At 58.1% G+C, this 18,682-nt stretch carries 17 protein-coding genes, 1 tRNA gene and 1 pseudogene; 6 read left to right on the forward strand and 13 right to left on the reverse strand.

The window, feature by feature from the left end; translation table 11 throughout:
• Window positions 1–18: 18 nt before the first annotated feature.
• Window positions 19–1,455: an aldehyde dehydrogenase family protein gene (locus tag LJD17_RS12915; protein ID WP_227384594.1), complete on the forward strand. Its 1,437-nt coding sequence runs from the start codon at window positions 19–21 to the stop codon at window positions 1,453–1,455.
• Between the two features lie 315 nt (window positions 1,456–1,770).
• The gene (locus tag LJD17_RS12920) at window positions 1,771–2,616 is read left to right on the forward strand and encodes a hypothetical protein (protein WP_227384595.1); all 846 of its coding nucleotides are present in this window, start codon (window positions 1,771–1,773) and stop codon (window positions 2,614–2,616) included.
• Between the two features lie 116 nt (window positions 2,617–2,732).
• Here the strand turns inward: LJD17_RS12920 and bluB are convergent, their stop codons facing one another.
• The 4 genes from bluB to LJD17_RS12940 all read right to left on the reverse strand — a co-directional run bounded on the left by bluB (window position 2,733) and on the right by LJD17_RS12940 (window position 7,619).
• The gene (bluB, locus tag LJD17_RS12925; RefSeq protein ID WP_227384596.1) at window positions 2,733–3,392 is read right to left on the reverse strand and encodes a 5,6-dimethylbenzimidazole synthase; all 660 of its coding nucleotides are present in this window, start codon (window positions 3,390–3,392) and stop codon (window positions 2,733–2,735) included.
• A 141-nt stretch (window positions 3,393–3,533) separates the two neighbouring features.
• Window positions 3,534–5,483, reverse strand: coding sequence for a PAS domain-containing sensor histidine kinase (locus tag LJD17_RS12930; RefSeq protein ID WP_227384597.1), 1,950 nt, complete (start codon window positions 5,481–5,483; stop codon window positions 3,534–3,536).
• A gap of 450 nt (window positions 5,484–5,933) precedes the next feature.
• Window positions 5,934–6,500: a YidB family protein gene (locus LJD17_RS12935; protein ID WP_227384598.1), complete on the reverse strand. Its 567-nt coding sequence runs from the start codon at window positions 6,498–6,500 to the stop codon at window positions 5,934–5,936.
• Between the two features lie 54 nt (window positions 6,501–6,554).
• Window positions 6,555–7,619 carry a PhnA-like protein gene (locus tag LJD17_RS12940; protein WP_406600802.1) on the reverse strand — a complete coding sequence of 355 codons (1,065 nt, stop codon included), beginning with the start codon at window positions 7,617–7,619 and terminating at the stop codon, window positions 6,555–6,557.
• Window positions 7,620–7,884: 265 nt separating this feature from the next.
• Here LJD17_RS12940 and LJD17_RS12945 point away from each other — a divergent pair, with 265 nt between their 5' ends.
• Window positions 7,885–9,210, forward strand: a complete 1,326-nt coding sequence (locus LJD17_RS12945) for a YsnF/AvaK domain-containing protein (protein WP_227384599.1) — start codon at window positions 7,885–7,887, stop codon at window positions 9,208–9,210.
• Window positions 9,211–9,275: 65 nt separating this feature from the next.
• On the opposite strand, the gene LJD17_RS12950 is transcribed toward LJD17_RS12945, so the two are convergent.
• Window positions 9,276–10,160, reverse strand: a complete 885-nt coding sequence (locus tag LJD17_RS12950) for a LysR family transcriptional regulator ArgP (RefSeq protein ID WP_227384600.1) — start codon at window positions 10,158–10,160, stop codon at window positions 9,276–9,278.
• Window positions 10,161–10,252: 92 nt separating this feature from the next.
• Here LJD17_RS12950 and LJD17_RS12955 point away from each other — a divergent pair, with 92 nt between their 5' ends.
• The gene (locus LJD17_RS12955; RefSeq protein ID WP_227384601.1) at window positions 10,253–10,867 is read left to right on the forward strand and encodes a LysE/ArgO family amino acid transporter; all 615 of its coding nucleotides are present in this window, start codon (window positions 10,253–10,255) and stop codon (window positions 10,865–10,867) included.
• A 180-nt stretch (window positions 10,868–11,047) separates the two neighbouring features.
• Here LJD17_RS12955 and LJD17_RS12960 read toward each other — a convergent pair whose 3' ends face one another.
• Genes LJD17_RS12960 through LJD17_RS12970 form a run of 3 tightly spaced genes read right to left on the reverse strand, consistent with a single transcriptional unit; the run spans window position 11,048 to window position 14,667 of the window.
• Window positions 11,048–12,208 carry a M20 aminoacylase family protein gene (locus LJD17_RS12960; RefSeq protein ID WP_227384602.1) on the reverse strand — a complete coding sequence of 387 codons (1,161 nt, stop codon included), beginning with the start codon at window positions 12,206–12,208 and terminating at the stop codon, window positions 11,048–11,050.
• Window positions 12,209–12,226: 18 nt separating this feature from the next.
• Complete coding sequence (locus LJD17_RS12965) at window positions 12,227–13,462, reverse strand: Zn-dependent hydrolase (protein WP_227384603.1); 1,236 nt, start codon at window positions 13,460–13,462, stop codon at window positions 12,227–12,229.
• The gene (locus tag LJD17_RS12970; protein ID WP_227384604.1) at window positions 13,459–14,667 is read right to left on the reverse strand and encodes a diaminopropionate ammonia-lyase; all 1,209 of its coding nucleotides are present in this window, start codon (window positions 14,665–14,667) and stop codon (window positions 13,459–13,461) included. The genes LJD17_RS12965 and LJD17_RS12970 overlap by 4 nt, the downstream gene beginning before the upstream one ends.
• 92 nt (window positions 14,668–14,759) lie before the next feature.
• On the opposite strand from LJD17_RS12970, the pseudogene LJD17_RS12975 reads away from it, so the two are divergent.
• A pseudogene (locus tag LJD17_RS12975) lies at window positions 14,760–15,259 on the forward strand (Lrp/AsnC family transcriptional regulator).
• A 714-nt stretch (window positions 15,260–15,973) separates the two neighbouring features.
• On the opposite strand, the gene LJD17_RS12980 reads toward LJD17_RS12975, so the two are convergent.
• From LJD17_RS12980 to LJD17_RS12990, 3 genes are all read right to left on the reverse strand, one after another.
• Complete coding sequence (locus tag LJD17_RS12980; RefSeq protein ID WP_227384605.1) at window positions 15,974–16,243, reverse strand: hypothetical protein; 270 nt, start codon at window positions 16,241–16,243, stop codon at window positions 15,974–15,976.
• An 83-nt stretch (window positions 16,244–16,326) separates the two neighbouring features.
• Window positions 16,327–16,710, reverse strand: coding sequence for a hypothetical protein (locus LJD17_RS12985; protein ID WP_227384606.1), 384 nt, complete (start codon window positions 16,708–16,710; stop codon window positions 16,327–16,329).
• Between the two features lie 236 nt (window positions 16,711–16,946).
• Complete coding sequence (locus LJD17_RS12990; protein WP_227384607.1) at window positions 16,947–17,357, reverse strand: hypothetical protein; 411 nt, start codon at window positions 17,355–17,357, stop codon at window positions 16,947–16,949.
• Between the two features lie 56 nt (window positions 17,358–17,413).
• Between LJD17_RS12990 and LJD17_RS12995 the strand changes: the two genes are divergently transcribed.
• Window positions 17,414–17,632, forward strand: coding sequence for a hypothetical protein (locus LJD17_RS12995; protein ID WP_227384608.1), 219 nt, complete (start codon window positions 17,414–17,416; stop codon window positions 17,630–17,632).
• A 145-nt stretch (window positions 17,633–17,777) separates the two neighbouring features.
• Here the strand turns inward: LJD17_RS12995 and LJD17_RS13000 are convergent, their stop codons facing one another.
• Both LJD17_RS13000 and LJD17_RS13010 read right to left on the reverse strand, forming a co-directional pair.
• Window positions 17,778–18,092, reverse strand: coding sequence for a hypothetical protein (locus tag LJD17_RS13000; protein WP_227384609.1), 315 nt, complete (start codon window positions 18,090–18,092; stop codon window positions 17,778–17,780).
• 401 nt (window positions 18,093–18,493) lie between these two features.
• Window positions 18,494–18,569, reverse strand: a tRNA-Ile gene (locus tag LJD17_RS13010).
• Window positions 18,570–18,682: the final 113 nt, after the last annotated feature.

The raw sequence follows: 18,682 nt of genomic DNA on the forward strand, positions 1-18,682 counted from the left end.
TATGACCGGAGGCGATACGTGCCGAAACACCATCATTTCTATATTGACGGGCAATGGATTCGTCCGACGGAAGAACGACAGCTCGACGTTATCAACCCGGCAACGGAAGAGCCTGTTGCCACAATCGCGCTCGGCAGTGCTGCGGACGTAAGCCATGCCGTGCGGGCCGCACGTCGTGCTTTCACGGCATTTTCACGAACCAGCCGCGAAGACCGCCTCGCTCTGCTATCTGCAATTGTCCAAGCATACCAACGCCGCACTGACGATTTGGCAGAGGCCATATCGTCCGAAATGGGCGCCCCATTGGCTTTTGCACGAGAGCGCCATGTGCCCGCAGGCTTGGGACATCTTAACCGGACGATCGAAGTTCTGAGGAGCTACTCCTTTGACGAACGGATCGGCTCCACATTGATCGCACGGGAGCCTATTGGCGTTGTCGGACTGATAACTCCCTGGAACTGGCCCCTGAACCAGATCGCCTGCAAGGTCGGCCCTGCCCTTGCCGCGGGTTGTACGATGGTTCTCAAGCCGAGCGAGGTTGCACCTCTATCAGCTTTGATTTTCGCGGAGATTATCGAGGAGGCAGGCATTCCGCCGGGAGTCTTTAACCTCGTGAACGGGGACGGTCCAACTGTTGGACAGGCAATTGCAAGTCACCCCGACATCGATATGGTTTCCTTCACAGGCTCGACACGCGCGGGCATTCTCGTTGCCAAAGCGGCAGCAGATACGGTGAAGCGCGTCCATCAGGAGCTTGGTGGAAAGTCACCCAACATCATCCTGGATGACGCGGATTTCACCGCTGCCATTACTCATGGAACACGAGCATGTTTTGCCAACAGCGGGCAATCCTGCAATGCTCCGACCCGTATGCTCGTTCCAGCCAGCCGTCAAAATGAGGCTATTGCGCTTGCACGGAGCGTTGCCGAGGAAACCGTAGTCGGAGATCCTCGCTCTTCCTCGACGACCATTGGCCCGGTTGTCAATAAATCCCAGTTCGAGCGGATTCAGGAGTTGATCCAGGCCGGGATCAACGAAGGCGCCACTTTGGAGACAGGCGGGCTCGGCCGCCCTGCAGATCTGAACCGCGGCTATTATGTGCAGCCAACGGTGTTTGCGAATGTGAACAACACCATGACGATTGCGCGAGAGGAAATCTTCGGCCCGGTTCTGTCCATTCTTCCCTACGAAACCGAAGCGCAGGCGATCGAGATCGCGAATGACACGGTTTACGGCCTGTCGAGCTATGTTACGTCCGCCGACCCGGAACGAGCACGCCGTGTCGCTCGTCAGATTCGTGCCGGGATGGTTCATCTGAACGGCTCGCGCGGCGACTCCGCTGCCCCTTTCGGGGGCTATAAGCAATCCGGCAATGGCCGGGAATGGGGCAAGTTCGGTTTCGAGGAGTTTCTCGAGATCAAATCCATCTTCGGGTACGAAACGGCGCCTGCGTAAAGCGATCAAAAGCGTTCGCACGTGGAATCGCCAAGCGAAGCTTGGGATACAACAGAGGGCGGGTGTTGTACGGACAATGCCCCCTAACGCATTGAACTCGGTAGGATTCACAATCTGGATTAACCCGTTGAACGAGGATATCGCTGGATTGGTACGGCGATATCCATTTCCTTCATCCTTGAGCATTCGACAGCTCGTGTATTCCATTCTCACCAATCAACGGTGGAGAGCGGCATCCATGTGCCCGACTTGCCGTCTGGAAGGTGACTTGGCCGGGGATAGAGGACCTAGCCCGCGATTGACCAGGCCAGCATCTTGTGCGAGGTCACGCGGCCTTATCGGGACCTGCTCGCCAAGGTGCAGTCTCAACAATTCAACAAGCCGGTCATGATCAAAGCACATCTTCTTTCAGCCGCTCTCGTTGCCCTTGTATGCGCAACCTCCTCCGCACGGGGCTATCCTCTCGATTCGCTTCTCCGTTCATCCGCAACACCCCACGGCTTTATCAAGGGCGTTGCAGCCTCGGATGACGAGGAAATGAGCCCCGAAGAGATGGAAGCTGCCTTGGAGAAGGAGCAGGCACGGCAAACTGCCATGGAGGATCTGGAACGCCAAATCAGCGCTCCGCTTGCTGCGTTTTCCTCGGTCTACGAACGTTCGCTCAATGAGCGGGATGCGGCTGCCCATAAGGCCCTCGATGGGATTTTCAATCAAGGCGGCTGCAACTTGAGCGCCGTTGAACGACTGAGAGGCGAATTCATCTCCTCAAAGGCTGCGAAAGCCGGCAAGGCCGAGATCGAAAGCACCCGTGCGCAGCTCACAGACTCTGCACGTTCATATAGAATTTCATTTTCGTCGACGACGCCTCCCGACGCGACTCCCAAGCTCCTGCAGGCCCTGAACGAGGCAGCTCCTAAGATCAAAGCGCTGAATGCGGAGTATGGCAGGATCTGCTCAACGTCCCAGCAACAGATGAAAAAGATCCCCGTGACCGACGCCGCAAAAATGATGGCGATGTCGTCGGAGATTCAAGCCAGAGAGGCGTCTCTCGGCTCCCAAGTGGACCAAATTGTTGGCACCTTGAACCAGCAGGTCGATGCCCTGGATGCTTCCCTCATCGCTTGGGCGCTCCAACCTTTGAAGACAGCACAGCCCAAGTAGTACGGGTCCGGCAATGATGCCGGAGTGCTTATGAAGCGCACTCAAGCAGGCCGACAGCAGCTGATTTCTGTCTAAGACGAGCGTTGGACTGTCAGCCTGCTTCGTTCGAGACGCCATCAACGACGCAAGACCGTACGTCCCTGTGTCGTTCTGGCCTGCCATCCATAGCGCTCGAGTTCAGGGGTGTCATGCTCCTCCTCAGGCCACCCCAAGCACAAGTAGGCGATCAGCCGCCATGTCGAGGGGACCTCCAGAGCTTCGGCAACCTGAGCGGGCTCAAGGATCGATACCCATCCAAGACCAAGCCCATGGACACGAGCAGCCAACCATAGAAGATGAACGGCACCGACGACGGACCAAGCCAAAGTCTCCGTCATGGTTTTGCGTCCCAATCCATTTCCTTGTTCCGTCGCCTCATCACAAAACACTGCCAACTGGACCGGAGCCTGATTCAGACCTGCCAACTTCAATCTGGCATAGATCTGCGCACGCTCGCCTGTGAAGCCGGCGAGTGCTTCTTGATTACATTTCTCGAAACTGTTCTGAACGGTTGTACGCGCGTCTGCACTCTCAACCGAGACGAATCGCCAAGGCTGGCTGTTCCCGACAGAGGGCGCCAGTTGAACGAGATCGAGCAGGTGGTCCATAAGTCCTTGAGGGATGGGATCGGGCCGGAAACTCCGCACATCCCGGCGCCAGGTCAGAAGGTCCTCAAAGCTTTTGCAGAAGTCGGGACCGAATGCAGGAGGGTGGAGCTGAAGGCCAGATCGTATCATACTTGTTCCAGGTCTACACAATCGCGAGCTGGTTTAGCACGGCTCTTTGGGATCTGACTAAGCCAGGAACCTTCTAACTCCGCAAACACCTCGTACGGTTATTTTAGCGGAAGCAGGTTACTCTCGTGGGCATATCGGACGTTATGGATTTGGCACGTCGCGGTTTTCCGGGAGCGTCAATTGCCACATCCACGGTGGCAATGGAGCCTCGACCGAGCAGATCAGCCCCTGAGGCGCATACTCGATCTGGACATTGCCATTCAGATCGAGAGCCAAGCTACGCTCGATCAAACGCGACCCGAAGCCTTTCCTTAATGGCGGCTTCACCACCGGCCCCCCTTTTTCCTCCCATCGCAGGAGCAGGAGTGGAGTCATCGGGGTATGATCCACCATCCAAGTCAGGTGGACTTGTCCAGCCTCATTGGAGAGCGCTCCGTACTTGGCAGCGTTCGTTGCCAGCTCATGGATCGCCATCGAGAGTGCCAACGCCATTCTCGGCGCGAGGTGGACCCGCCCACCCTGGCACTGAATCCTTCCCTCCCGGCCGCTCCTGTAAGGTTCCAGAACCTCGCTGACGACGTCATGCAGCAGGGCGCCCTCCCAATTCTCGCGGGTCAACACGTTATGGGCGCGAGAGAGTGCGAACAGGCGGCTCTCCAGAGCCTCCGATGTCGTGCGGGGCGTTTCGGACCCACGCAATGTCTGCATCGTGATGGATTGCACGGTGGCCAAAGTGTTCTTCACCCGATGGTTCAGCTCGTGAATGAGGAGCTGCTGGTGTTCTTCAGCCCTCTTGCGATCGCTGATATCCTGAATAACGCTGATGCCGTACAGAGGCTGGCCCGCTGCGTCGTCGACGCGGGATGCTGCCACTTCGACCCACACCTCATGGCCGTCCTTGTGGATATAGCGCTTCTCGATCGTGTAAGTCCGTGTCTTCCCCAGCATCAGTTGCGAGAACCGCTGCAAATCCACCTCACGATCATCCAGATGATTCATGGCCCAGAAAGTCTGCCCAACCAGCTCGTCAGGGCGATAGCCGGTGATGGCGCACAGCCGTTCGTTGACGCGGAGGAAGCGCCCATTCCGGTCAACTTCGCCGATACCCGCGAAGACATGCTCGTAGGTCGCGCGCAACCGCTGTTCATTCTCCCGCAGGGCCGCCTCTCTGTCTCGAAGATCTTTTTCAATGCGGGCGCGTTCGACGGCGTCCCAGGTGCGATGGGCGACTCGTTCGACAAGCATGACCTCGGTGGCGGTCCAATGGCGCGGCTTGGCCTCGTGCACATAAAGAAGCGCTCGAAACAGCCCATCTTTTATCAATGGCGTTACAATTAGAGAACGACAGCCAATGCTCGCCCAGGTTGCGGCATGGGCATTGCCGACGCGTGGATCATCAAGGCAGTCCTCAACGACGAGCGTGCGTCCAGCCCGCAACTCCGCGATCACGGCTGGGCCGAATGCCTCCAGGATGCGAGCCTCGCCCGCCAAGCTTCCGATAGAAACATCCCTTACCCAATCCTGCTCAACCGCAACCACCCCTCCTGTCTCATCAATTTCACCATAGCCCGCACGATCAGCACCGATGTGGGTACCAAGGGCTCGCGCTGTCGCCAGGGTGACGGTGCGCGGCTCGGACAGGGTGGCGAGACGCTCGCTCAGTTCGATATGGAATTTAGCCCTTCGGTCGGCCTGTACTTTCTCCGTGGTCTCGGTGCATGCGCAGAACATGCCGGCGATGGCGCCGCTGTCGTCTCGAACGGGCGAGTAGGAAAACGTGTACCAAGTGTCTTCCGGGAAGCCGTGACGCTCCATGACCAAATGCAGGTTCTCGTGGAACGTTGCCTCACCGGCCATCGCCCTGGCCACGAGAGGTTCGATGTCGTCCCAGATCTCCGGCCAAACCTTTTGGAAAGGATGACCCATGGCGTGCGGATGCTTCGCCCCCAATATCGGGACGTACCCATCATTATACAGGAAGGTGAGTTCCCGCCCCCAGGCCACAAACATCGGGAACTTGGACGTCAGCATCAAACTCACGACCGTGCGCAAGGCCGGTGGCCAATGCTCAGGGGAACCGAGAGGGGACATAGACCAATCTCGGGTGCGCATAAGGGTACCTGTCTCGCCGCCGTCAGCCGGAAAGGTAAGCACGGGCCCTCCAGCCTAGTATCGTCTAGACGAGTCGATGATCTGTTCAGGGTCAATGAGTATTGCGGATTGTGACGATGAGGACACTTTATGGATCTTCTCGTACAGTTGCATGTAAGAAAGGTAGAGCCGCCAGCTCATGTTTCAAATAGCGGACTGACGCAGGCTTGAGCCCTCCTTGGTTTGAATTTTTACCGCCCACTCCTCTATCAGCCCGCGCCATGCCTCGGGCGAGACGGCAGCTCCCGGCAGCCGCATCAAGATCTTCGAAACAAGGAAATTCTTCGCATCCTGCTCTCATTCACACCTCCAGGATCAATATTCGATCGATCCGCGCATCTTCGTAACTGCAGTACTGGAACGGCGGCATCGCCCCTGCCCTCGCTACCGTTAGACCCAACGGGAGGATGCCTCTTGCTCGGTAGGGAGACGCCCTTCAGGCGTGAATTGGTCGACGGCATCGGGCAGTTCTTGCGAAAGTTCGGATAGGAGTTCCTGGCGCGGCACCCCGGTCCGCTGTTCGAGCTCATCGAGGGTGTCCGAGCCAAGCACCTGAGAAAGTTCAGCCGGGGCGATCTGTCGATTCTGACCTGTGCCTACCCAGGAGTCCACGTGGTCTCCATAACCGTTTTGGCGGAACTGATCGAACAGACCACCCAAACCTCCTCCGCCAAGTCCGCCACCGCCAAGTCCGCCGCCGCTACCCAGCAGTCCGCCAAGCAGACCTCCAAGGCCACCGTCCTGACCGAGCATCCCGCCGAGGCCCCTGCCCGTCTGGCCGTCGAGCCCGCCACCAAGGGGGCCTCCCTGCGGACCGGATCGATAGTGCTGGTAAGCCTTGGCTGCCAGCAGCATCATCAGCGCTTTGACAATCGGCGATGTTGTTCCGCCACGCCCCTGCATTGAGGAGCTCCCAGCACCCATCATGTAGCCTAGAATTGCGTCCAGCAATCCCATCGTTTCCTCCGTGATTGGCGGTTCGTTCAAAAGCGGTCAAGCTCGGCCGCCCTATCACTGCGCGTCCGTCGTTCCGGTCCTTGGTGATGCGCTCCGTGGCGCTCGATCCGATTCAATGATGGTGCTTGTGCGGTCGGGAGCAACGTCGGACGGCGTCGCGCCGGCGCGGCTCATGCCCAAGCTTGCCGTGATCGTCGGCTGCACTGCACCCATGCGCCCGCCGAACCAGGAGGCGGCAGCCCCAAGAATCAAGCCGAGAGCAGCGAACAGGGCACCTTTGGAGACTGCCCTTGAAGCAGCATCAGCCACTTGCGCGGCTTGCTGCTTGGCTTGCTCGGCAGTCTGTCGATATTGTTGCTCGTACTGCTGAACCTGCGTGCGTGCTTGGTCGACGGGAATATTCTGCGCCCGGGCTAGCATTTCAGCGGCGCGATTGCGGGCATCGGCTGCCTGCTGCTCATTGCCTGTTAAGGCCGCACGAACGGCCGTCACAGCAGCATCGCGCAAGGCGGCCGGATCATTGCCGCCGGTTGCACCACGGATCTGCTGCTCGATAGAGGAGAACGGGTCAGCGACACGGGACATGTTCGGTGCCGCAACCTGGGCAGCCGTCTGAGCTGTTGAGCCGACCGCTTGCGTGACGTTGCCGAGGGCGCTCGTCACCGTGCGATAGGCTCCTCCAAGGAGCCCGCCAACCGTCGTGGTGAGCAAATAGAATACGACCAAAGTCGTCAGTGCCCATGCGGTGAGGCCATGCCAACCAGCCGTGGACTCCTTTGGCTTACCTGCGAGCCGGCCGGCGGCATAGCCGCCAGCCAAAGCGGCCAGGATCCCGGAGACCAGAAACCACACACCGGCGCCAATCGAGAATGTGGAGACCGACGGGTTCTCGGCTGCGCCTGCGTTGGGATCGAGGGTGGCTGCGCCAATTCCAATGCCAAGCAGATTGAGGATAAGCTGGGCAACGAGCATGACGACCACGCCGGCAAGTACCGCGCCCCACGTCACCTTGTTGAGCATAATGGTACGGACATCCTCAGCCGGAGTAACCGAGCTCATGTGGGGAGCATCATAGTCACCGCGGTTGCGTGGAGTATCGGGGTGATGGACATCGGTCATGACGCGACCTCCTGTTTGGCGACCCAACCCCCAGCTCCGGAAATGGTTCAGTGAAGCGGAACAGAATTCCTGGCGGGCCAGTGTATTGCCAAGGTTAGCCCGCCAGCGTCGATACTAAGGAGAGAAAGGAACTCTCACGACAGGTACCCGTTGGCATCTGTTCACGTGAGAACAGTCATGAGCGATCCAACCGCACCGCCAACCTGGAGTGCAGACGAAAAAGCAAACTCGCGTGCTCGAGGCGCCCGGAAGTAGCACTCGCACCATGTCTGAGGAAGTTATTCCACTCATGGAAGAGACCGCGTCCGTTGGCAAGCGGCCCATTATCACCGGACGATTGCGGGTACAAACCGTTACCGACACTGTCGAGGAGATCGCTCATGCAGATGTGCGACGTGCGACGGTCGAGATTACTCACGTGCCCGTGAACGAGATTGTCGAGACTGCACCCGAGATCAGGACAGAAGGCGACGTGACCATCGTGCCGGTGCTGGAGGAGGTGCTCGTGATTGAGAAACGCCTCGTGCTCAAAGAGGAATTGCATATTCGGCGTCACGTTGCCACCGAGACAGTTGAGGCACCGGTCACACTTCGCAAGCAGCGTGTCGTTGTAGAGCGGCTTAATACCGATGGCCCCCCAACCCAAGGAGAACTAACAATGAGCTCTGGAGCAGCAACCGGAAGGCTGGTGACGGCTTTCTTCGACAGCCGAAGCGATGCTGAGCAGGCAATCAGCCGCCTCCACTCGGCCGGGATTTCACGCGATAGCATCCGTTTGATGCCTGGAAATGAGCGAGACAGCGACAGATCAGGTAGCGCAGATCCGCAGTCCTTCCCGGAAGCCAGTGTGGGCTTATGGGACTCGCTACGTGATCTCTTCCTCCCGGACGAGGATCGCTTTACTTACGCGGAGGGTCTTCGCCGCGGCGGTTTTCTAGTCTCGGTTGACGCACGTGACGCCGACTACGAGCGTGTCATCGATATCCTGGATGATGAAGGCACAATCGACATTGATGAAAGATCCGATACTTGGCGCAGTGAAGGCTGGGCAGGCCGCTCGAATGCGATGCCCGGTAAAACCGCCAATCTGGCTTCGGGTCCTTCAGCTATGTCAGGGAATGCCGCAAATCCTGGCTTCGGAGGCTCAGGCATGACAAACACTACCTCACAACGCACCACGGGTGGGGATGAGGTGATCCCGATCGCCGAAGAAGAACTGCATGTCGGCAAGCGCGATGTGAGCCACGGCCGGGTGCGTGTTCGCTCTTACGTAGTGGAGCGTCCAGTCAGTGAACAAGTCAGCTTGCGAGAGGAGCATGTCGAGGTGGAGCGTCGCCCCGTTTCCGGCTCGGCGCAATCCGGCGCAGTTGCGAGCGACCCATTTCAGGAGCGCATGATCGAAGTAGAGGAGCGGTCTGAGGAGGCTGTCGTCTCAAAGGAGGCTCGTTTGGTCGAGGAGGTCGTTGTCCGGAAGGAGGCCGAGCAGCGCACTGAGACTATATCCGACACGGTACGTCGTACCGAGGTTGACGTCGAGGACGAGCGCCGAACCGATGCCGACCGGACGGGAACAACAAACCGGAAACCCTAATGCCTAAAGCGGGCCCAATCCCTTTGGAGAGGGCCCGTCCCATTACTAAGGGGGCTGTGCGTAAATTAGACCGGTACCAGCGTGGTCCTGGCCGCATGCACCACAGCGCGCGTTACATTGCTGAGCGTCGGGCTTACAATGCGGCTCTGCTGCCAGAACAAAGGGACATTCAGAGGTTGGTCCGACCTCAGCGCGACCAACCGCCCAGTGCGAAGGTGCTCACGCACAAGCGGCTCGGGGTTCATACCCCAGCCGATCCCAGCTAAAGCTGCATCCACGAAGGCTTGAGACGAGGGCAGCCAGTGCAGGGGCGGATGGACGTCGGCTCCGAGCACCTCTTGTAGCCAGTCGGCCTGAAGCCGGTCCTTCTGATTGAAGATCAGGCAAGGGGCATGCGCCGCCGCAAGCGCGTTGAACCCATCAGCAAACCACCGGGCGCAATACGCCGGGCTGGCGGTCGCAATGTACCGCAAGGCTCCTAGGGGATGGCAGTCACAGCCCTGGATTGGGGTGTTGGACGCTGTCACGGCCGCCGCCACCTCGCCACGCCGGAGCCATTCCGCGCTGTGATCCTCATCATCAAGCACTAAGTCGAACAGGTATCCCTCAGTCCCGGCCATGGCTGAAACGAACCAAGTCGCAAGACTGTCGGCGTTTACAGCGATCCGCAGAGTCACAAGGCGGCTTTCACTCTGAAGGCCTGGGAGGCTCTCGTGCAGGGAACTTTCAAGTAGCGCAACCTGCTCGACATGCTGGCATAAGCGCTGGCCGAGCTCAGTCGCTGTGCAAGGCTGCCCCCGGACCACCAGCACAACCCCGAGCCGCTCTTCCAACTGCTTGATCCTTTGGGAGATGGCCGAAGGAGTGACGCTGAGGTGCTGCGCAGCCCGCTCGAAGCTACCGGTCCGGATGACAGCCGCAAGGGAGGCAAGATGGACGTAATCGAGCACGATTTAGAAACTCTAATTCTGATTCAATAAATTTAACTTTCCTAATTTTGAGGCATCTTTTAGCTCCTGTCGATGATTTCTTGGAGTGTGCCGTGACCGTCCCTCTCTTCGCAGGCTTCGCGCTGGGCCTGAGCTTGATCCTCGTCATCGGAGCGCAGAATGCCTTCGTGCTGCGCTTAGGGCTGAGGGGAGAGCACGTTCTGCCGGTCGCTTTGACCTGCGCCCTGTCCGATGCCGTGCTGATCTTGGTAGGCGTGTCGGGTTTTGCGCAGATGAGCACCATTATGCCCTGGGCCGAGCCCATCATGCGCTATGCTGGAGCGGCCTTTCTCATTGTGTACGGGGCCCGCAGCTTCAAATCGGCATTCGCAGCTGAGGCCAGCCTGCAAGTATCAGATACGACCACAACCACACTGCAACGCGCTTTGCTCACCTGCTTGGCTCTCACGTGGCTCAATCCACACGTCTATCTCGATACTGTCGTGCTGATCGGATCGGTCTCGACCCAGTTCGATGAGGGGCGGGACATGTTTGCACTCGGCGCCATGCTCGCATCCTTCACCTTCTTCCTTTCATTGGGCTACGGTGCGCGTCTGCTGCGCCCGTTCTTCGCTCGCCCGGGCATGTGGCGGGTTGTTGATGGCGGGATCGGTCTTGTGATGTGGATCACGGCAGCGCGCGTGCTGGTTCCTTCGACGCCCGCATGAGATGCTACAAACAAGCACGCGCATTTTGCTGCATATCGACTTATGCCACAAAGAGATCATGGGCAGAGCCGGAGCGGGAATTGTCAGCAATGGGGACTTGTTGCCTTAGGATTTCAAGCAGCCGCAGGTTCCGCGCCGAGGAAAGGTAGAACGAGGCTCGGCGTGCGAAAACCATGACCTTCAAATGGCCGGCAATCGCTGTCTGACGATGGCGGCATGGAAGCGTGCCCCATAGAGCAGCCCCTGATCATCGAAGTCATAGGCTGGGTTGTGCAGGGGCCTGGACTCCTTGCCGTTGCCGACGAATACGAAGCAGCCGGGTACATGCTCCAGGAACCGAGCAAAGTCTTCCGAACCCGTCATGGGCTCGCGCGCCGTTGAAACATGCTCCGGCTCGAAGACGGTTCGGGCGGCTGCGAAGGCCTCGTTCACCAGGGCTGCATCATTCAAGAGCGGAACGAATTCGCGCGTGTAGGTTATTTCCGCGGCAACATTGTAAGTCTGGGCCGTACCCTCGGCGATGATGCGCATCTGCTTCTCGATCTCGGCGCTGATCTCAGGCCGAAAACTGCGGGCATCGCCGAGGATCCGCGCAATTCCAGGCAGTGCATTGCGCGTGCCGTCGGTAATCAGCTCTGTTACTGAGACGACGCCAATCTCAGTCGGGCTCAGGCGGCGCGAAACAATGGTCTGGAGGTTCATCACCATCGCGCAGGCCGCTACCAACACTTCATTACCCCAGTGCGGGCGCGCAGCATGCCCGCCAACGCCTTTCAGGGTGATCTCAAAGTTGTCCTCCGCCGACATGATCGGTCCCACGCGGGTCTGGAAGTGTCCGACGGCCAGGCCCGGCATGTTGTGCAAGCCATAGATCTCCTCGAACGGACAGCGCTCCATCAATCCGTCGGACAGCATGGCGAGCGCGCCCTTGCCCCATTCTTCGGCAGGCTGGAACACAAAACGCACGGTGCCGTCGAAGTGCCCTTCCTCGGCGAGGAGCTTGGCAGCTCCGAGCAGCATGGCGGTGTGGCCGTCGTGGCCACAAGCATGCATCGTGCCAGGGTTCTGCGAACGATGATCCTGCGTTCCTTGCTCGGTGATGCGTAGGGCATCCATATCGGCCCGGAGGGCAATCGCGCGGTTGCCGCTGCCGCGTTTGAGCGTGCCGACGACTCCTGTTCCGCCCACGCCCTCGATCACCTCGTCCAAGCCGAACTCACGCAGCTTAGCGGCAACGAAGGCGCTTGTGCGCTTCTCTTCGAAGCCAAACTCCGGATGGGCATGAAGGTCACGTCGCCAAGCGGTCATTTCCCGTTCAAGGGCACTCAAATCGAGGGTCATCTGTCTCTCCGAGAACCTTTATTGAGCTGCGAGGCGGGTGACAGCGTCGAGCAGGATGTTCGCTCCAGCAACGAGGTCGGCATCGGACGTATGCTCGCGCGGATTATGACTGACGCCGCCAGTGCTCGGCACGAAAATCATGGCAGAGGGAGCGATTCTGGAAATCATCTGGGCGTCGTGCCCGGCACCCGAGGTCATGCGCTTCGAGGCAAGCCCGCGACTCCGAGCGGCATCCTCCACGAGTTTGACGATGCTCGGGTCGAAGGTGACCGGCTCGAAGCGGGCCAGTCGCTCGACCGAGACCTTCACCTCCTCAGCAGCCGCCAACTCCTTCAAGAAGGCCGCAAGGGTTGCTTCCTCCGCCTTCAGCCGGTCTTCGTCTGGATCGCGCAGGTCCACCGTGAAGGTGGCGCGCGAGGGAATGACGTTGATTGCATTCGGCTCGAAGCTCAGGCACCCGACCGTGGCGACGGTGGGCGTGTTCGCATTCCGGGCCCGGTCCCGCAAAAAGGTGATCACGCGGGCTGCGGTATAGCCCGCATCCCGGCGCATCGACATGGGTGTCGTGCCGGCGTGGTTAGCCTCACCCTCGATGGTCACGCGCTGCCAGGAGATACCCTGAAGGTTCTCCACCGCGCCGATAGGCACACCCTCGCGCTCCAGCACGGGGCCTTGCTCGATGTGCAACTCGACATAGGCATGCGGCTTGAGGAAGCCCGGCTCCTCAGGGCCCGCATAGCCGATCCGTTCGAGTTCTGCTCCGAGCACGGTGCCGTCGGTGCCGATTGTCGCCAGTGCCTCTCCGACGGGAAGCCCGCCCGCGTAGACGAGGGATCCCATCATGTCCGGCGCGTAGCGCACGCCCTCCTCGTTGGTGAAGGCGGCAACCGCGATCGGTCGAGCCGGAACGAACCCGGCAGACTTGAGAGTTTCGATGACCTCCAACCCGGAGAGCACACCGAAGCAGCCGTCGTAAATGCCGGCATCGATGACGGTGTCGATGTGCGACCCGAGCAGAATGGGGGCATCGTCAGCGCTATCGGCGGTTCTCCAGATCCCGAAGATGTTGCCGATGCGGTCGACAGCAACATCCAGGCCCGCATTGCGGATCCAGGCAACGAAGGCATCGCGTCCGGACTTGTCGGCGTCGGAGCCTGCGAGCCGGACCAGTCGACCATCGCTGTCGCGGCCGATCTGTCCAAGCTCCCGGAGGCGGCCGAGCAATCGCTCCGCATTGATGGAAAGCGTTGTCAAGCGTTTACCCCTCCGATGGTGGCTGGGACGGTGTCGGGCCGCATCCCGACCAGCTCCGCATAACGCTCCGGATCGGTTGCACCTTCGGTATTGATGGCGAGGACGCGGGATGTTTTGTCGAGGTTGAGGAGCGTCCTGATTTCAGGATCCGCCGCGGCGCGGACAATCCCGGCGAGGCCCGCGCCACCGCTCTCGCCCGCCACGATGGCCGGATCGTTGCCGGCGGGCCGGGCTAGGCGGTTCATTACGGCAACCGCGTCTTCCTCGTCGACGGTCATAAAGGCATCGGCGACACGGGACAGCACGCGCCAAGCGACCCGTGAAGGCTCATAGCATTCGAGCATCGCCATGACCGTCGGCTCGCCGTGACTGACCTTGACCGGATGGCCCGCTCGGGCCGTCTCCAAGAGGCAGGCGGCCCGAGCCGGATCGACAACGACGAAGGTCGGCCGCTGATCACCAAGGACGAGAGCCAGATGCCCGGCTACTGCCGCCGCAATGCCGCCGACGCCAGCCTGCACGAATACGTGAGTCGGTGGTTCTGGAAGCTGGCGTAAGGTTTCGCGCACCATAGCGGTGTAGCCTTGCATGACCAGTCCGGGAATGCGCTCGTAACCAGGCCATGACGTGTCGGAAACCACGGTCCAACCCTGCTCGGCCGCGACGCGCGCGGCCTCTGCGACCGAGTCGTCATAGGTGCCCTCGACCCGGATCATCCGGGCGCCGAAGCGGGCGATGGCCGCTACACGCTCCTCGCTGACCCCGGAATGCACGAAGATGGCAGCATTGGCTCCGACCAGTTGCGCACCTTGAGCGACCGAGCGTCCGTGATTGCCGTCCGTCGCACAAGCGAACGTCATGTCGGCCGCGATGGCATGAACCTGGGGCGCGTGCAGTTCGACGACATCAATGGGGCGTCCGACCCGGCGGCTGGCCTCCTCCAGGACGAGCCGGATCACCGCATAGGAGCCGCCTAGAGCCTTGAAGCTGCCCAACCCCAGCCGAAATCCCTCATCCTTGATGTGGACCGCGCCCAAGCCGACTTCCGCAGCCAAGGCCGGCAGGCTGCGCAGAGGTGTCGGGCTATAATTGTCTCGGTAGGCAAGGTACCGCTCGACCTCTACAGCAGCCGTCACACCCAGCGTCTCGGCATCGCGTGGATCCAGCGGCTTGCGGTAGTCAGGGTGTTGGTTAGGCAGGATCATCACGGTCCTTCTATGTCGGGCAGCGAGAAGATATTGCACATGAGGCGAGAAAGGCGCTCTATTTAGGCCTTCCGAGCGCAAGAATTTTTCGTATGGGCAGGCCGGTGGCATCCAAATCTTCATCCTCGATCACCCTGGACAGCTTTGATCTTGCGATCCTGAATATCCTCCAGCGGAACAATACGACCCCGTTGCGGGTCATCGGCGGGGCCGTCAATCTGTCCGCTCCGGCGGTGCAGCGCCGCGTCCGCCGGATGGAGGAGGCGGGCGTCATCCAGGCCAATGTCGCAGTGGTCGATCCGATCCGGTTGGGCAGCCCATCACCATCTTCGTCGAGGTTGAGGTCATCAGTGAAACCGCGGATCTGATTGATGCCGCCAAACAGGAGTTCGCTGCGGTTCCGGAGGTGCAGCAGTGCTACTACGTCACGGGGGAGGCTGATTTCTTGTTGGTGATCGTGGTGCCGACAATGACGGCTTACGACGCGCTCACACGGCGACTGTTCTTCGGCAACAACAACGTGAAACGATTCCGCACATCCGTCGTCATGGATCGCGTCAAGGTCGGATTGGCGGTTCCCCTGCTTGCGTGACGTGAGATCCCGGGCCATCAGCGAGCGATCCCGGTGCGATTTTCACGAAGCAGCATATTTGAATGTCAAGAACTTGACTGTGGTCAGCCTTGTCTCGCCATACGCGACAGGATGATTTCACCGTCCGCGCAAAAAGGCCTCCGGATTCGTCGGTTCTTATCCCTAGACTGCTGAATCAACTCGCCCGTACCGGAACGTGCGATTAAGCCCAGAATAATCCCAGCAGCGGCAGCGCCAAGGATCCATTGTCGTGCCGCAATCTCTCACTGCCTATGGCTTTCATAAGCATAAGATAAGTGTCGAGAGGACTTGATTCATGAACGCACTATGGGCTTTCCCGCCGCATTTGTACGTTGGTTGGGTCACTCGGTCTTCTTCAATGCCTCCGCGCGGTTCGTACGCTTGGTAGAGGACTTTGAGCCAACCGGTGGCGATGTGATCTTCGCACGCGATCGACCCTCATGCTCTGCAAGTAAGCACTTTTAGGCCTCCAGATTTAAGCCACGAACCCCAGTTGAAGCACGAGCTTGCAGTTACAATATATCGTAAATTGTGTATAACATTAACTCTGCAACTGATGCTATTTCGACTTTCCACCCCAGGGTGCCAACCATGGCCTATCTTTATCTACTCAACAGAATACCTGAAGGCTTTCGCCTTAGAGATATATTTGCGCCAACAACCGGAAGTGTCACGTATGGCTCAACCGATGGACTAGAAACTGCTCGCTCCACCCGCAAGCCCAAGATACAAATGATGGAGTATTTCATGAACGAATATTTTAACTTTATCTTTCCAATGCTGTGGATTGATAAATATCATGGGAGGTTTATTATCTACCTGGGCATGACCCGCCTGACCTCTGGGTATAGTTGCATCTAAGAACGCCTGATTACCCGGAATAAGATTCTTGCTATGCGGGTTATCGGTAACAATAATATCTTTATCCTTGCTGTTGTTCAGCAAGATTTGAATATTCGGCAACGCCCCAAGCTCGTCAATCTAGCCTTGTACGCGATTTTTATAGATTCAGTAGGGATCAACGAAGAATTTGTACTCGCCCATGACTACTCAATTCCCTTGATGGTCGTTGGATGGTAGAGGCCGTTTGCATTGACAGAGTTGCAGTCGGTTAATTTAATCTCTTTTTCAGAGCTGTTGTTTCCCGTCTCAATTTTACACTTGAGCTGAGTCGCATCACGAAACTTAATATCTATATTTTTACCTACTAAATTCCATCTTCCCGAAAAATCGAAACTATATCCATTGTCTGAACGCCATCCAAAGACCATCCTGCTTTTCTTAAAGCAGTACACGACCAATGTTGGGTATGTCGTTTTATTGTCAGATCGCTGCCAGCAGCCGTATAAATTACTGTAGCTCGCGGCGTTAACTGGCCTAGCTAAGGCTGACAAAACTATTAGTTTCGCTGCTGCCGACAGTAATATCATAGACCCTCTCTCATTCCAACGCGAAACCTTACCTGAACTCGCTATTTGCCAAGCGCAACAGGCGACAGCATGTTATTACATATTATCAATCGCCGGTTCTAAAGTTGAGCCCGCTTTTAAAAATTTAGGCGAATGCGCTCCAGACGGCATGGCATGCGCTACAATCGACGGGGCCTATGACATAGACAAATCACCTCTCTTTTCCGTCCACTACAGACTAGCCTCCACTCGCCAATCTAAAGCGCCTCTAACGCAAACCGAGCGTCCTCAACCCTGACGCCTTTTCTCCCTTGAGGCTCCTTAAGTCTGTACGTGAGCTCCTCGGCCGCATCGGCGAGACGATCGTGCTCCGGTCGCTCCTTGGACTGGATTGCCTCACGGATGGATAGAGCGAGCTTGCCCCGTTCCTTTGGGCCAACCAACCCTGTAATTCCAAGTATTAAGTCAATATCAGCTAGCAACTTATCTTTTTGGGATCGCGCGTTTCCATAAGCCAAATCATGATCTTTGAAGACTTGATCTAACGCATTAACGGCTGGCACATCGAACTTTGTTCCGTTTAACTTGCCCCCTGTCCACCCAGGACCGCCATAGTTTCCATAGGTTGGCAGTCCTTTTGACGTTATATCGTAGTGGACTGCGCTCATTTTATTGCCTACTGTATTTCAAGAGCTGGAAAAGCACCGCGTAGGAAACAGCTGACATGAGATTTGCAGCTATGCTATTCGGCGCCGCGCTTGGTTGCTGCGTTGGATATTTAATCGCAGAGTGGCTGTTTGATTTGCTGATTACATTTTCAGAAGAGAGTGAAAGTCATTCACAATACACATTCTTGCTTTACATTATGACTTTTGGGGGCGCTTCGTGGGGCTTGGGCATCGGTGGCGCGGTCGGCTTCTTTCTCTGCAGAACCGATAGCTAGATAAAAGATGCTAACAGAAATTGCAACATTATATAATAAGGCAATCTGAGGCTGTGAGTTTCCCAATATCTGAACAATTCCGAGACTTGCCTAACCCCATGGGCTGGCTCGTCCTCCTTAGTTGGGCCGAGCGCAATTCCAGCAATTAGCGACGTCGGTCTCTTATATTTGGCTCCAGCCTATTCTTAAGCTCTTCAACCGCATCGGCAAGGCGATCATGCTCCAGTCGCTCGTTAGACTTGATCGCCTCACGAATGGCGGTCGCGTGATCCTTCACCGCCTCCACAAGATCCCGCAAGGTCATGCTGTCGACGATCGCCGCGCCCATGATCGCCATCGGTGGGTCCATCGGGATGATCTTCTTGGCCGTCTCGCCCGCACGCGCACCCCGCCAAGCGGCAAGCACTGCAATGACCAGCGTCCCAACGGCGACGGCGTCAGCGACGGTAATACCGAGCATCGAATCCGGTCCGAAAAATACAGAATACCTCGGCCATCGCCAGAAGCGCATAAACAGCCGTGCCAGTCGAAGCGATTCCATTCGCTCGAAATGTTCCTTCCGCGATCAACCACGCGGCCTGCCCCAGGTGACCCGCACACGCTGCGCGCCACACCGCAGCGACATGGTTGATGCAGCTCGGCGTCGACAAGTGGGAAGCAGGTAGGTTTTTCGGGATGAGCGTCGAGATGCTGGGTCGGGTCTACGGTCATCACCACCCGATCATTTGAAGACTGCCGCCAATGCACTTGGCTATCGTCCGCGCCCGGAAAAGCCGATCAAATCAATCGATGAAAAATTGGTTGGTTCATTGGTTGAGGATTGGGGGAGCGGAAGAACACTGCCTAAGTGTTTGATAACAATGGTGGGCCCGGCAGGACTCGAACCTGCAACCAGACCGTTATGAGCGGCCGGCTCTAACCATTGAGCTACAGGCCCCCTTTAGGGAGTCAGGCATTCCATAGCTGAGAAGGCCTCGCTCGTCACCCCTCATCATGCCTTGTTCGCGGCCCAGGCCGCAAATGGTCTCGTGGGAACGACCCGCCCTGCAA

It is taken from the genome of Microvirga rosea, assembly GCF_020595095.1.
Lineage (GTDB): Bacteria > Pseudomonadota > Alphaproteobacteria > Rhizobiales > Beijerinckiaceae > Microvirga > Microvirga rosea.